Source organism: Salipiger sp. ABF4_146 (assembly GCF_056161345.1).
This window is the reverse complement of sequence record NZ_JBSWYX010000001.1, coordinates 339,662-352,751: the sequence shown is the minus strand read 5'-3', so window position 1 is coordinate 352,751 and position 13,090 is coordinate 339,662. Positions and strand designations below refer to the sequence as shown.

13 protein-coding genes and 1 tRNA gene are annotated in these 13,090 nt (G+C 65.9%); 10 read left to right on the top strand and 4 right to left on the bottom strand.

Going from position 1 to position 13,090, the window contains the following annotated elements:
• Positions 1-23 precede the first annotated feature (23 nt).
• The 5 genes from ACXAJT_RS01725 to ACXAJT_RS01705 all read left to right on the top strand — a co-directional run bounded on the left by ACXAJT_RS01725 (position 24) and on the right by ACXAJT_RS01705 (position 4,351).
• Positions 24-602, top strand: coding sequence for a hypothetical protein (locus tag ACXAJT_RS01725; RefSeq protein WP_475232332.1), 579 nt, complete (start codon positions 24-26; stop codon positions 600-602).
• An 89-nt stretch (positions 603-691) separates the two neighbouring features.
• A complete protein-coding gene (locus ACXAJT_RS01720) occupies positions 692-1,291 on the top strand; it encodes a superoxide dismutase (protein ID WP_475232330.1) in 600 nt (199 codons plus the stop codon).
• A 276-nt stretch (positions 1,292-1,567) separates the two neighbouring features.
• A complete protein-coding gene (gene cobA / locus ACXAJT_RS01715; RefSeq protein WP_475232328.1) occupies positions 1,568-2,320 on the top strand; it encodes a uroporphyrinogen-III C-methyltransferase in 753 nt (250 codons plus the stop codon).
• 81 nt (positions 2,321-2,401) lie between these two features.
• Positions 2,402-3,169 (top strand): SDR family NAD(P)-dependent oxidoreductase, encoded by a 768-nt coding sequence (locus ACXAJT_RS01710; RefSeq protein WP_475232326.1) that lies wholly within the window; start codon positions 2,402-2,404, stop codon positions 3,167-3,169.
• Positions 3,170-3,331: 162 nt separating this feature from the next.
• Positions 3,332-4,351, top strand: a complete 1,020-nt coding sequence (locus ACXAJT_RS01705) for an LLM class flavin-dependent oxidoreductase (protein WP_475232324.1) — start codon at positions 3,332-3,334, stop codon at positions 4,349-4,351.
• 94 nt (positions 4,352-4,445) lie between these two features.
• Here ACXAJT_RS01705 and ACXAJT_RS01700 read toward each other — a convergent pair whose 3' ends face one another.
• Together ACXAJT_RS01700 and ACXAJT_RS01695 are read right to left on the bottom strand one after the other, a co-directional pair.
• Positions 4,446-5,537 carry a cache domain-containing protein gene (locus ACXAJT_RS01700; RefSeq protein ID WP_475232321.1) on the bottom strand — a complete coding sequence of 364 codons (1,092 nt, stop codon included), beginning with the start codon at positions 5,535-5,537 and terminating at the stop codon, positions 4,446-4,448.
• Between the two features lie 271 nt (positions 5,538-5,808).
• A tRNA-Ile gene (locus ACXAJT_RS01695) sits at positions 5,809-5,885 on the bottom strand.
• A gap of 155 nt (positions 5,886-6,040) precedes the next feature.
• On the opposite strand from ACXAJT_RS01695, the gene ACXAJT_RS01690 reads away from it, so the two are divergent.
• The 3 genes from ACXAJT_RS01690 (at position 6,041) to ACXAJT_RS01680 (ending at position 9,030) form a co-directional block, all read left to right on the top strand.
• Positions 6,041-6,556, top strand: a complete 516-nt coding sequence (locus tag ACXAJT_RS01690) for a DinB family protein (RefSeq protein ID WP_475232318.1) — start codon at positions 6,041-6,043, stop codon at positions 6,554-6,556.
• Positions 6,557-6,888: 332 nt separating this feature from the next.
• The gene (locus tag ACXAJT_RS01685) at positions 6,889-7,302 is read left to right on the top strand and encodes a universal stress protein (protein WP_475232314.1); all 414 of its coding nucleotides are present in this window, start codon (positions 6,889-6,891) and stop codon (positions 7,300-7,302) included.
• Between the two features lie 66 nt (positions 7,303-7,368).
• The gene (locus ACXAJT_RS01680; RefSeq protein WP_475232311.1) at positions 7,369-9,030 is read left to right on the top strand and encodes a BCCT family transporter; all 1,662 of its coding nucleotides are present in this window, start codon (positions 7,369-7,371) and stop codon (positions 9,028-9,030) included.
• Positions 9,031-9,122: 92 nt separating this feature from the next.
• Here ACXAJT_RS01680 and ACXAJT_RS01675 read toward each other — a convergent pair whose 3' ends face one another.
• Together ACXAJT_RS01675 and ACXAJT_RS01670 are read right to left on the bottom strand one after the other, a co-directional pair.
• Complete coding sequence (locus ACXAJT_RS01675) at positions 9,123-9,620, bottom strand: GNAT family N-acetyltransferase (protein WP_475232309.1); 498 nt, start codon at positions 9,618-9,620, stop codon at positions 9,123-9,125.
• A 10-nt stretch (positions 9,621-9,630) separates the two neighbouring features.
• Positions 9,631-9,888, bottom strand: a complete 258-nt coding sequence (locus ACXAJT_RS01670) for a YjhX family toxin (protein ID WP_475232307.1) — start codon at positions 9,886-9,888, stop codon at positions 9,631-9,633.
• Between the two features lie 276 nt (positions 9,889-10,164).
• Here ACXAJT_RS01670 and ACXAJT_RS01665 point away from each other — a divergent pair, with 276 nt between their 5' ends.
• Positions 10,165-11,364, top strand: a complete 1,200-nt coding sequence (locus ACXAJT_RS01665) for an aminotransferase class V-fold PLP-dependent enzyme (RefSeq protein ID WP_475232305.1) — start codon at positions 10,165-10,167, stop codon at positions 11,362-11,364.
• A 204-nt stretch (positions 11,365-11,568) separates the two neighbouring features.
• Positions 11,569-12,990: a cryptochrome/photolyase family protein gene (locus tag ACXAJT_RS01660; protein ID WP_475232302.1), complete on the top strand. Its 1,422-nt coding sequence runs from the start codon at positions 11,569-11,571 to the stop codon at positions 12,988-12,990.
• Positions 12,991-13,090 lie beyond the last annotated feature (100 nt).

Here is a 13,090-nt window from a genome sequence, read left to right as displayed (position 1 = left end):
CCGCGCGGGAAAGGGGCGATTGGATGAGGTCTGGAGCACATACCGCCGCCCGCATCCACGCGCAGATCGGACGCGCCGCCGCGCTGCTGCTCGTCGCTGCGGCCAGCGGACTTGTCGCCGCGCCGCTTTGGGCCGGTGGCCCGCCCGGTGGCCCGCCTGCCGCGCGGCAGGACCGCGATCTGGCCACCCGCGCCGCCGATGAAATGCCCGAACGTCTTGTCGTTCCCGGCAGTGCGATTGGCTATCTGTGCCGCCTCGACGTGGCCTACAGCCAGCGCTGGGTGCCGCCGGTGCTGTTCATCGCGCATGATCCCGACAGCGGGCGCGTGGTGATCTCGGACCCGGTTGCCCTGCGCTACAACTCCGGCTTGCCGGTGACCGGCAAGGTCGCCTCGGAAACCACCCGGCGGATCAGTTTTACCTGGGATTACCCGGTCGGGTCTGGCGCGCAGCAGACGCGCCGGATGCTGTTTCGCGCCGGGATCGACAAGACGCGCGGAGAGGTGACCGTCACCGCGATCCCGGCCGGGTTTGACCGGGTGTTTCAGGCCAGTGGACTCTGCGAGGGGGCGCCCCTCAACGAGCTTGCCGCACAGCCTTGAGTGCAATGGTACACGGAACTTAGCTTGACCTCACGTGTAGCAGGTCTAGGAATACACTCAAACTCACAGACAGGCGAAAGGAAACGCATATGTCCTTTGAACTTCCCGACCTTCCCTATGCTCACGACGCGCTGGCCTCCAAGGGTATGTCCAAGGAGACGCTGGAGTATCACCACGACATCCACCACAACACCTACGTCACCACGCTGAACAAGCTGATCGACGGCACCGAGTGGGCGGACAAGTCGCTTGAAGAGATCGTCAAGGGCACCTACGAGGCCGGCGCCGTGGCGCAATCGGGCCTGTTCAACAACGCCTCGCAGCACTGGAACCACACGCAGTTCTGGGAAATGATGGGTGCCGGCGAGAACGCGCTTCCGGGTGAACTGGAAAAAGCGATCACCGAATCCTTCGGTTCGTTCGACAAGTTCAAGGAAGACTTCTCGGCCGCTGGCGCTGGTCAGTTCGGTTCGGGCTGGGCATGGCTGGTGAAAGACACCGACGGCGGCCTGAAGGTCACCAAGACCGAGAACGGCGTGAACCCGCTGTGCTTCGGCCAGACCGCGCTGCTTGGCTGCGACGTGTGGGAGCACTCCTACTACATCGACTTCCGCAACAAGCGTCCGGCGTATCTCGCCAACTTCCTCGACAACCTGGTGAACTGGGAAAACGTGGCATCGCGCCTCTGATTTCCTGACCACAGGTCGAGATTTGATGCCCCGTACCGCAAGGTGCGGGGCGTTTTCTTTTCGGGGCTGGGGGAGCCGCGAGTCGTCTTTCAGGCGGAACGGAGGCCAGCGGTCGACCGTCCCCAGGGCGGCCACTGGCCGGCGGCGCTGCGCGCCTTGCTCCGGCTGGGGTGGCGCGCGGAACAAGGCCGAAGGCCGCCGGGCGGCGCCGTCTTGCACCGCTTCCTTCCGCAGCGTAGCAGGGGGTGCACCGCTCATTCCGCTCACGGAGGCCCCATGTCCGGCTTTGTCAGTTTCGTCTCTTCCGGTCCCGGAGACCCCGATCTGCTGACCGTGCGGGCGCTGAAGTGCCTGCAGGCCGGCGATGCCGTGCTTTACGATGATCTCGCCTCCGGTCCGATCCTCGAGTTGTGCGGCGAAGGCACCGAGATGGTCGCCGTGGGCAAGCGCGCGGGCTGCCCCTCGCCAAAGCAGGAATACGTCAGCGCGCTGCTGGTCGAGCATGCGCTGGCGGGCCAGCACGTGGTGCGGCTGAAATCGGGCGACGCGGGCATCTTTGGACGGCTCGAGGAAGAAATCGCCGCCGTCACCGCAGCGGGCATTCCGTTTGAGGTGGTGCCGGGCGTGACCTCCGCGTCGGCTGCTGCCGCTGCGGCGTCGATGCCGCTCACCCGTCGGCTCACCGCGCGGCGGCTGCAATTCGTCACCGGTCATGACGTGACCGGCGCGCTGCCCGAGGAGATGAATCTCGCCGCGCTCGCCGATCCCGAGGCGGTGACCTGCGTCTACATGGGGCGGCGGACGTTTTCGAAACTGGCCGAACGGCTTATCGCCGCCGGATTGCCGCCGGAGACGCCGACCCTGATGGCCGAGAACGTCAGCAAGGCCGGGCAGCGCATGGTCGCCTCGACCGTGGCGGATCTGGGCGAGACGCTGAAGGAGGCGCCAAGCCGCGCCGTGGTGATGATCCTCTACGGCGCGCTTGGCAGCCCGGTGGTGGAGGCGGCAACCCGCGAGCCCGACGCCTGACGCAACGTCCCTCCGCCCCTGCGCTGGACGTGCGGCCTTGGCTGCGCTCATCTCGCGCCCGAGGAGAAACTGGAGGAATTCATGCAGATCGACGAAACAACCGTGGCCGTGGTGTCGGGCGGCGCGTCGGGGCTTGGTGCGGCGACGGCGACGCGGCTGGCCGGGCTTGGCGCCAAAGTGGTGCTGCTGGACAAGGATGCCGAGCGTGGCCCGGTGACGGCGGGCGACATCGGTGGCAGCTTCGTCGAGACCGATGTCACCGATCCGCAAAGCGTGGCGGCAGCACTGGCGCAGGTGATCGAGGTGCATGGCGCGCTGCATGTGGCGGTAAGCTGTGCGGGCATCGCGCCGGGGGCCAAGACCGTGTCGCGCGGCGCGGCGCATGACCCGGCGCTGTTTGCAAAAACCATCGCGATCAATCTCACCGGCACATTCAACGTCGCCTCGCAGGCCGCGGCGCTGATGGCGCAGAACGACGGGTTGGACCGGGACGGCAACCGCGGGGTGATCGTCAACACAGCGTCGGTTGCCGCCTATGAGGGACAGGTCGGGCAGGTGGCCTATGCCGCCTCGAAAGGCGGCGTGGTGGGCATGACCCTGCCCATGGCGCGCGATCTTGCGCAAAGCGGCATCCGGGTTTGCGCCATCGCGCCGGGGCTTTTCCTGACGCCGATGATGCAAGGTCTGCCGCAGGACGTGCAGGACAGTCTTGGCCAGCAGGTGCCGTTCCCGGCGCGGCTTGGCGATCCGGCGGAATACGCGGCGCTGGTGCAGCACATCGTCGAGAACCCGATGCTCAACGGTGAGGTGATCCGGCTCGACGGCGCGATCCGTATGGCGGCGCGCTGAGCGCAGATTTGTACAGGTGCACGGGGTGCAGATTTGTGCAGGTGCACGGGTAGAAGATTTGTGCAGGTGCACAGGGGGATGCGCGCTTTGTGCGCTGGTGCAGGGTGACGGTGCGGGCGCGGCGGGCCTATATCGAGGGTCGACACGACAAAGAGGTTCTCCATGACCCGCATTCCCTACAGCCTGCTCGACCTGTCGCCGGTGCCCGAAGGCGGCACCACGGCGCAGGCGCTGCAGAACACGCTCGAGCTGGCGCAGCGCGCCGAGGCCTGGGGCTACGCGCGCTACTGGCTGGCCGAACACCACAACATGACCGGGATCGCCTCGGCGGCGACCTCTCTGGTCATCGGCCAGGTGGCGGCGGCGACCAAGAGCATCCGCGTCGGCGCGGGCGGCATCATGCTGCCAAACCACGCGCCACTGGTCATTGCTGAGCAGTTCGGCACGCTTGAGACGCTGTTTCCGGGCCGCATCGACCTTGGCCTTGGCCGCGCGCCTGGTTCGGACCAGATGACCGCCATGGCGCTGCGCCGCAACATGGCGCAAAGCGCCGACCGTTTTCCCGAGGATGTGATCGAACTGCTCGGGCTGTTCCAGACCGCAGAGCCCAACCAGCCGGTGCGCGCCGTGCCCGGCGAGGGCACGCAGGTGCCGGTGTGGATCCTCGGCTCGTCGCTGTTCGGCGCGCAGCTGGCGGCGCATCTGGGGCTGCCCTATGCCTTTGCCTCGCATTTCGCGCCAGATGCGCTCGAGCAGGCGATCGAGGTTTACCGCAGCCGCTTCCAGCCCGGCGTGACCAACGAGCCGCACTTCATGCTTGCGGCGAACGTCTGGGCGGCGGACACCACCGAAGAGGCGGTGCGCCTCAAAAGCTCGCAGCAGCAGGCCTTCATCAACCTGCGCACCGGCACCCCGGGCAAGCTGCCGCGCCCGCTCGACGATATCGAAGCGGCGACCGATCCGCGCTATCTTGCGGCAGCCAATTCGGCACTGCGCATCTCTGCGGTGGGCGACCGCGACGAGGTTGCCGCGCAGTTGCAGGCGCTGGTGGACCGTTACCAGCCCGACGAGATGATCCTGACCGGGATGATCCACGACCACACGGCGCGGCTGAGAAGCTTTGAGATCGCTGCCGAGGTTCTGGGGCAGGGCGCCGGGCAGGCGGTCGCGGCGTCGGCCTGAGCAACCGCGTCCGGGGCAGAGCCCGACATGAAACAGCAAGGCCCGCAGCGTTCCGGCTGCGGGCCTTTTCATTTGCTTGGAGGTCGGGCGCGGCTCAGCGTGTCGACGCGCGCAGCGACTGAATTTGCGTCTGCAGCCGGGCGAGCACCGCCGAGAGCAGCATGCTCTCACGCGTCGCCTGTTCTTCGCGCGGGTAGACAACCTGACCGTCGGCCAGCGCGGTGGCGGTCTGGATGAGGCGGTGGAAGGGCCGCGTCAGGTAACGGAAGAGCACCGCCGCGCAGATCAGCGTGGCAACCGCGATGGCGGCGATAAGAAGGTTGATGCCGCGCATGAAGTCGGGCAGCGCCTCGGCAAAGCTGTCGGCGTGGACATCGACGACCAGTGTCCAGCCGAAGCCCGGCATCGAGTCGTTGGTGAAGCTGGGCAGCACGGCATAAAGGTGGCCGCCATCGCCGCGCTGCAGCGTGGTGCGGTCGGCGTCGGGGCGCCCTGCGAGGATCATGCCCTCGACGCGCGGCGGCAGCTCTTCGGTGTGGGTGTCGCCGCGGGTGTCGACGATGGTCTGGCCCTTGCGGTCGCGGATGATCGCGCCGACCTCGAGGTTGTTGGCGGCGTCGGCCATGTACTCGGCCACCCACGAGATCCGAAGGCGATAGACGGCCACGGCTTGGGTATCGCCCGCGGCGTCGGTGACAGGCATCGACAGGTTGATGAAACGCTCGCCACTGGCCGCACCCGATTTCTTGGTGAAGGCGGTGCCCACGGTTTCACCACTGAAGCCCGATTGGAACCAGTTGCGGTGATCCACCGCATCACCGACCCGTTCGCCGCCGGAGCCGGCGATGATCACCCCGTCGGGCGAGGCGAACCCGGCCCAGGCGACCTGACCGCCAGCCCGCACCACGGCGTCGGCAAAGTCCTGCATTTCGGTGGTGGAGGCATTGGCCGTCCGCGACGCTACGGCCCGCAGCGAGTTCCATTCCCGTTCGATCGCCTTGTTGAAGGTCTGCGCCAAGGCCTGCGCGCTGCGCAGACCCAGTTCGCGCTGCAGCCGCACCTCGTAGTCCTGCGCTTGCCAGCGGATGCCGAAGATCGCCGTCAGCGTGGCGGCAAGAATGACAATGGACATCACACCGACAAAAGATGTGGCAAGTTTTGGGTGGCGATCGAGACGGTCCGGCATGAGGTTTACCCCTTATCACTCTTTGTTACTTGCAACCTTGCCCTCAAGCGCTTGCCCGCGCGTGGGCATCTGCTCAGTGGTTAATGAATCGTTTAGGCGAAATCCGGGGAGAAACTTTGCTCGAACTGTGGCGCAAATTGGTCAAATCGGCCATCAGCTCCGCGGATTGTCGAGGTAGCGTTATCAAAACGCTCTGGTCCGCTTGGTCGATTGCGGCGCTCACGGTAGGTTGGTGGCCAGGGCCAAAGGTGCCCGGCAGCGGCGGGAAAACTGGTAGGCCCGGCAGGACTTGAACCCGCAACCAAGGCGTTATGAGCGCCCTGCTCTAACCAATTGAGCTACAGGCCCACCGTGGTCGCCTCACTAGCATCCCCGCCGCGCCGGTCAAGTGGGGTTCTGCATCTCGGCGGCGGGCGAGGCTTGCAGGAACCGCGGGGCAGGTCTTTAGTGGCGCGGGCAGACGGCAATGGGGCCGCAACGCCGCGCAGAAGGGGAATGGGCCAATGGACGAGGCGGATGTGCGGCGTCTTGCGCGCTACAATGCGTGGCAAAACCAACTGATGCGGGCGGCATTCGACGGCCTTGCGCCAGAGGCACTGACCTCCGAGCGCGGGGCCTTCTTTGGGTCGATCTTCGCGACGGCGAACCATTTGCTCTGGGCCGACCGCATGTGGATGAGCCGGTTTTCGGATATCGCGCGCCCGGATGGCGGCATTGCCGGCAGTGTCGCGCAGACCGGCGATCTGGCCGAGTGGGCTGCGGCGCGCCGCGAGATGGACACGGTCATTCTCGACTGGGCGGGGGCGCTTTCTGCCGGGGGCTTGCAAGGAGACCTGCGCTGGTGGTCGGGCGCCAGCGGACAGGAGCAGGAGCGGCCTCTGGCGGAGTGCGTTGCGCATATGTTTAATCATCAGACCCATCACCGCGGCCAGATTCACGCCATGCTGACCGCCGCCGGGGGCACCGGATGGGTAAGCGATCTGTTCCTGATGCCCGCCGAAAAGACGCGCCAAGCGTGACCGGTTTCGCGGCAACAGGGTGCGGAGTAGCGGGCACTTCGCTGGCGTGAGGGGAGATTCTTCTTGGCGACGCGCCCGAGCGGTTGGTCATTTGTTAAAATATATGTAAGCTTTACCTCACGTCTCCGTGCGCTAGCTGATGGCGCGGCGATGGTTCGGCGGGGTCTTCGGGGCCCGAATAGCCAACGCTGGTCCGGAGCCGGCGCGGGGATCCGCCGCTGCGGCGGGCAAGTCGGGGCAGGCGGGATCAGAGGGCGGCAGGACCCTTGATGCGCCTTGTCAGAACAGGCACGCAGGTCCGCGCAAGCGGGCCCTGAATGACGGAGGGAACCATGTTCAAACGCATCATGGTGCCGGTCGATCTGAATCATGCGGATCGGCTGAAAAAAGCCTTGGACGTGGCAGGCGATCTTGCCGCACACTACGGAGCCAAGCTCATCTATGTCGGGGTGAGCGCATCGACGCCATCTCCCTTGGCGCACAATCCTGAAGAATATGGTGAAAAGCTTGCCGCCTTTGCCAAGGCGCAGGGGCTGGCCGCTGGCGTCGAAGGCGAGGCGCATGCGGTGATCAGCCACGACCCGGCGGTCGATCTCGATCCGGCGCTGGTCAAGGCGGTGGTCGAGACCGAGGCCGATCTGGTGATCATGGCCAGCCACATCCCCGGCATCGCCGACCACTTCTGGCCGTCGAACGGCGGCACCGTGGCATCGCGGGCGAAGGTTTCGGTGATGGTGGTGCGCTGAGGCGCCGCTCTGGCTTATGCGGCGGCGTGCCGCACAACAAAACAACAGAATATGGAGGGTCAAGACGTGAGTAGCGAAAACTCCACGGAAGACACCGAGGACCTAGGTATCCCGGCGCCGGAAGGCGCGTCGGATATCATCGAGACCGATTACGAGATCGGTCAGGACAACATCGAAGCGCAGTTCGGCCCGTTCGGCCTCGACATTCACAACCCGGTTTTCCTGATCTCCGGCGCCGTGGTCGTGGCCTTCGTGTTCTACACGCTGGCGCTGCCGGAACAGGCGGGCGCGGTGTTCAGCTGGCTGTTCTCCTTCGCCACGAAGACCTTCGACTGGTTCTTCCTTGGGGCGGCGAACATCTTCGTCATTTTCTGTCTGGTGCTGGTCGTCTCGCCGCTCGGCAAGGTCCGCCTGGGCGGGGCCGAGGCGACGCCCGACTACAGTTACCCGGGCTGGTTCGCCATGCTCTTTGCCGCCGGCATGGGCATCGGCCTGATGTTCTTCGGCGTGCTCGAGCCGGTCTACCATATGGCCGTCAGCGCGCCGCTCGGCGTGCCGTCGCCCTTTGACGCCGACGGCAACCTGATCCCCGAGAACGTCGAAGCCGCCAAGACCATGGGTCTGGCCGCGACGATCTTCCACTGGGGCCTGCACCCTTGGGCGATCTACGCTGTGATGGCGCTGGCCCTGGCGCTGTTCTCGTACAACAAGGGTCTGCCGCTGACCGTACGCTCGGCCTTCTACCCGCTGCTCGGCGAGCGCGTCTGGGGCTGGTGGGGTCATATCATCGACATCCTCGCGGTCTTTGCCACGCTGTTCGGCCTTGCCACCTCGCTCGGCTTTGGCGCGCAGCAGGTGAATGCCGGCCTCAACCACGTGTTCGGCGTGCCGATCGGCTCGACGATGCAGGTGATGATCATCTCGGGCATCACCGCGGTGGCGCTGGTCTCGGTGGTCCGCGGCCTCGACGGCGGCGTGAAGGTGCTGTCGGAGATCAACATGGGCCTTGCCGGGCTGCTGCTGGTCTTCGTGCTGCTGGTCGGTCCGACGATGATGATCTTCTCGGACTTCTTCAGCGGGCTTGGCGCCTACCTCGTCGATCTGGTGCCGCTGTCGAACCCGGTCGGCCGTGAAGACACCGACTTCGTGCAGGGCTGGACCTCGTTCTACTGGGCGTGGTGGATCAGCTGGTCGCCGTTCGTCGGCATGTTCATCGCCCGCGTCAGCCGTGGCCGTTCGGTGCGCGAGTTCGTAATCTGCGTGCTGATCATCCCCAGCCTCGTCTGCGTTCTGTGGATGGCGGTGTTCGGCGGCGTGGCCATCGATCAGGTGCTGTCCGATCCGGCCAACAGCGCGGTGAAGGCGAACGTGATCGACAGCTACAACCCGCCGCTGTCGCTGTTTGCGATGCTGGAAGGTCTGCCGCTGTCCTCGATCACCTCGGTGATCGCGGTGGTGCTGGTGATTGTGTTCTTCGTGACCTCCTCGGACTCCGGTTCGCTGGTGATCGACACCATTACCGCGGGCGGCAAGGTCGACGCACCGGTCCCCCAACGTGTGTTCTGGGCGATTTTCGAAGGCGCGGTGGCCATCGTGCTGCTGCTTTCGGCGGGCGGCCTGTCGTCGCTGCAGTCGATGGTGATCTCGACCGGCCTGCCGTTCACCATCGTGCTGCTGATCATGTGTCTGGCGATCTGGCGTGGTCTCAGTGCTGAACCGCGCGGCTGATCGGCCGAGTTAGGCAAGAACAGGCGCGGGCCCCTCGGGGCCCGCGTTTCTTTTTAGGTGGTCTGAAGCTGTGCCAAAGGGCGGCACATGGCTCAATACGCAAGCCCGAAGGCATCGTGGTACCGCAGCGCGCCCTCGGGCATCTCGTCGTGGAACGGCAGGGCGAGGATCGCCTCTGGCGGAACGCCCTTGAGTTTCAGCCCCGGCGCTTGGCGGAAGCCGAAGCGCGTGTAGAACGCCGGATCGCCCACAAGCACGATCCCATGCGCCCCGGAGGCGCGCAGTTGCTCGACCGTTTGGTGCATCAGCGCCGCGCCGATGCCCGTGCCCTGCCGCTCGGGCAGGACCGAGATCGGCCCCAGCCCCTGCCACCCCCAATGCCCGCCCACCTGCACCGGCGAGACCGCCACATGGCCCAGTAGGACGCCGTCCTCCTCGGCCACCAGCGACAGCGTCAGCGCGCTGGCGGAGCGCAGCCCCTCGACGATCTGCGCTTCCGTGCCGTCGGCGTGTTCGGCGGTGGCGAAAGCGTGGGTGGTAAGGGCCGAGATAATCTCGGCCTCTGCGGGGTGTTCCGGTCTGATCTGCATGTCAGCCTCCCTAGACGCGGTTGTCGGGGCGTGCGGCTACCAGCCGTCGCCCGCGCTCAGAGATACGATACGCCCCGCCGCCTTTCGACGCGACTAAGCGTTTGCGTTTGAGCCGCTGGAAGATCTCCAGCGTGCAGGACGTCAGGATCATACCGTCGCTGGTGATGCAGGTGATGTCGGTGATCCGGCTGCCGCTGCGTTCATGTGAGATGCGGCCGCCCTGTGCCAGCACGTGCAGCACACGGTTTTCGAATTTCGAGATATTCATGGGGTTTGCCTGAATGAAAAACACGTCAACACAGGCCCTTCGCGGGGCCCGGTTCTGCGGGATTTTCAGCGGCTCCTGCGCATCGGCGCGGGAGCCTTATCAGACAAGCTCGAGCATCCACTCTCCATTGCGGCCGCCGGGATCGGCGGTGCTGACGTGAAGATAGGCGCACCGGCGGCACACCGCAAGCCATGCGCCGCGACGTCACCGGCTTGACCATGCCGGTCCTCAGCGCTTTTCTGCCCGCAGATTTGCGCAAATTCCAAGGAGCGCCCGATGCTTGATGTCGATTTCACCCGTGCCCAGTTCCCCGCGTTCGCCGAGCCCTCGCTTGAGGGGCTGGCGTTCTTCGAAAACGCGGGGGGCTCTTATACCTGCGGTGCGGTGATCGACCGGCTGACGCGCTTTTACCACCAGCGCAAGATGCAGCCCTATGGCCCCTACGCTCCGTCAGAGGCGGGCGGCGCCGAGATGGATGAGGCGCGCCGGCGTATGGCGGCGCTGCTGGGAGTTGAGACCGAGGAACTGAGCTTCGGCCCGTCGACCAGCGCCAACACTTTCGTGCTGGCCAACGCCTTCCGTCAGTTTCTGAAACCGGGCGAGGCGATTGTGGTGACCGATCAGGACCATGAGGCCAACTCCGGTCCGTGGCGGCGGCTGGCGGAAGAGGGCATCGAGATCCGCGAATGGCGGATGGACCCCGAGACCGGGCACCTCGATCCGGCGGCGCTGGCCGATCTGCTCGACGAGAAGGTGCGGCTGGTGTGCTTTCCGCATTGCTCGAACGTGGTGGGCGAGATCAACCCGGTGGCCGAGATCTGCGCGATGGTCCACGCCGCCGGTGCCTATGCCTGCGTCGATGGCGTCAGCTACGCGCCGCACGGGTTTCCGGATGTGGGGGCGCTCGGCGCCGATATCTATCTCTTTTCCGCGTACAAGACATACGGGCCGCATCAGGGCCTGATGGTCCTCCGCCGCGCGCTTGGCGAGGCGCTGCCGAACCAAGCGCATTTCTTCAACGGCGATACGCTCTACAAGCGGTTTACCCCGGCCGGGCCCGACCATGCGCAAGTGGCCGCCTGTGCCGGCATGGCTGATTACATCGATGCCCAGGCGGCGCATCACGGCACCGACGCGCAGGGCGTGTCGCGGTTGATGCGGGCGCAGGAGGTGACGTTGACGGCACCGCTGCTCGACTACCTTTCGGGGCGCAATTCCGTGCGCCTGCTTGGCCCGCTGGAGGCGGAGCGCCGGGCGCCGACGGTTGCGCTGGAGCACGCCAAACCCGGGGCGGAGTTGAATCAAGCGCTGGCAGCGCGCGGGATCATGGCGGGCGGCGGTGATTTCTACGCGGTGCGCGCGCTGCAGGCGCAGGGCGTGGACCCGCAGAAAGGCGTGCTGCGGTTGTCGTTCACGCATTACACCTCGGAGGCGGAGGTCTCGCGGCTGATCGAGGCGCTGGACGCGGTTTTGTGATCCGTTGGTGATCCGCTCTGCTGCGGTCTGCGTAATCCTTCGAAGATGTGAGGGGCTGATCCTTCGCCCGGCGCCGCGCCTCTTGGGGCGCGGTGCTTGAGTATTTTTGGAAAGATGAAGGTGCCTGATCCCGGGCGCTTGATCCTAGGCGCTTGACCCCGGTGCCCGCCGGGCCAGTTCCGGGACACGAGAAGGAGGTGTGCGATGAGTGAAGTGTCCCCGACATTGGTGTGGATCCGGCGCGATTTGCGGCTGTCTGATCACGCCGCGCTGAGTGCGGCGGTGGCGCGTGGTGGGCCGGTGATCCCGGTCTTTATCCGCGATCACACGGTCGAGGCACTTGGCGCGGCGCCCAAGTGGCGGCTGGAGCAGGGGCTTTCGTGCTATCAGGCGGCGCTTGAAGAAAAGGGATCGCGGCTGATCCTGCGTGCGGGGCCGGCGCGCGAGGTGATCCCGGCGCTGGTCCGCGAAACTGGCGCCGGTGCGGTCTATTGGCAGCGCGCCTATGACCCGGCCGCCGTCGAGCGCGACAGCGATATCAAGTCGGCGCTGAAGGAGGACGACATCGATGCCCAGAGCTTTGCCGGGCATCTGATGTTCGAGCCTTGGACGGTGGAGACCAAGCAGGGTGGTTATTACAAGGTTTACAGCCCGTTCTGGCGCGCGGTGAAGGACCGCGAGGTGCCCGAGCCGGTGCCCGCGCCGTCGAAGCTGCAAGCGCCCGGCCAATGGCCGCAAAGCGAGGCGCTGGCCGATTGGGCGCTTGGCGCGGCGATGAACCGGGGCGCGCAGGTGCTTGCGAAACATGTCAAGCCCGGCGAGGTGGCCGCGCAGGCCCGGCTGGCCACCTTCATCCGCGACGGTATCGGCGATTACGGCGAGATGCGCGACCGGCTTGACGCCGACGGCACCTCGCGGATGTCGCAATACCTCAGCCTTGGTGAGATCAGCCCGGCGCGGTGCTGGCACGCCGGGGTTCGGGCGGCCGAAGAGGGCAAGAAGGGCGCGGGAAAATTCCTCGCAGAACTGGCGTGGCGCGAGTTCGCCTATCACCTGATGTGGCACACGCCGCATATGTTGGAGGACAACTGGCGCGAAGAGTGGAAAGCGTTTCCGTGGAAGGAAGACCGCCGCTTGCGCGAAGTGCAGGCCTGGGAGCAGGCGCGGACGGGCATCGAGGTCGTCGATGCGGCGCTGCGCGAGATGTATGTCACCGGCTACATGCACAACCGCGCGCGGATGATCGTCGCCAGCTATCTGACCAAGCACCTGATGGTGCACTGGCGCATCGGCATGGCGTGGTTCGACGACTGCCTTGTCGACTGGGATCCGGCCTCGAACGCCATGGGCTGGCAGTGGGTGGCGGGCTGCGGGCCGGATGCCGCGCCCTACTTCCGGGTGTTCAACCCGGTCACGCAGGCCGAAAAGTTCGATCCCGACGGCACCTATCGCCGCCGCTGGATCGCCGAGGGGCAGGCGCAGCCGCCGCAGGACGCGCTGGACTATTTCGACGCGGTGCCACGCAGTTGGGATTTGTCGCCTGAGGCTGATTACCCCGAACCTGTGGTGAGCGCCGCAGAGGGCCGGGCGGCGGCGCTTGCGGCCTATGAAGACCGAGATTTCTGAGGCCCGCGTCGGCGCTTTGGTCACAGGCCCCAGCATAAGTTAACCTGCGATCTTGTCACCCCTCAGGCAGCCGCGTTAGCTGGCACGGTATTTAACGATC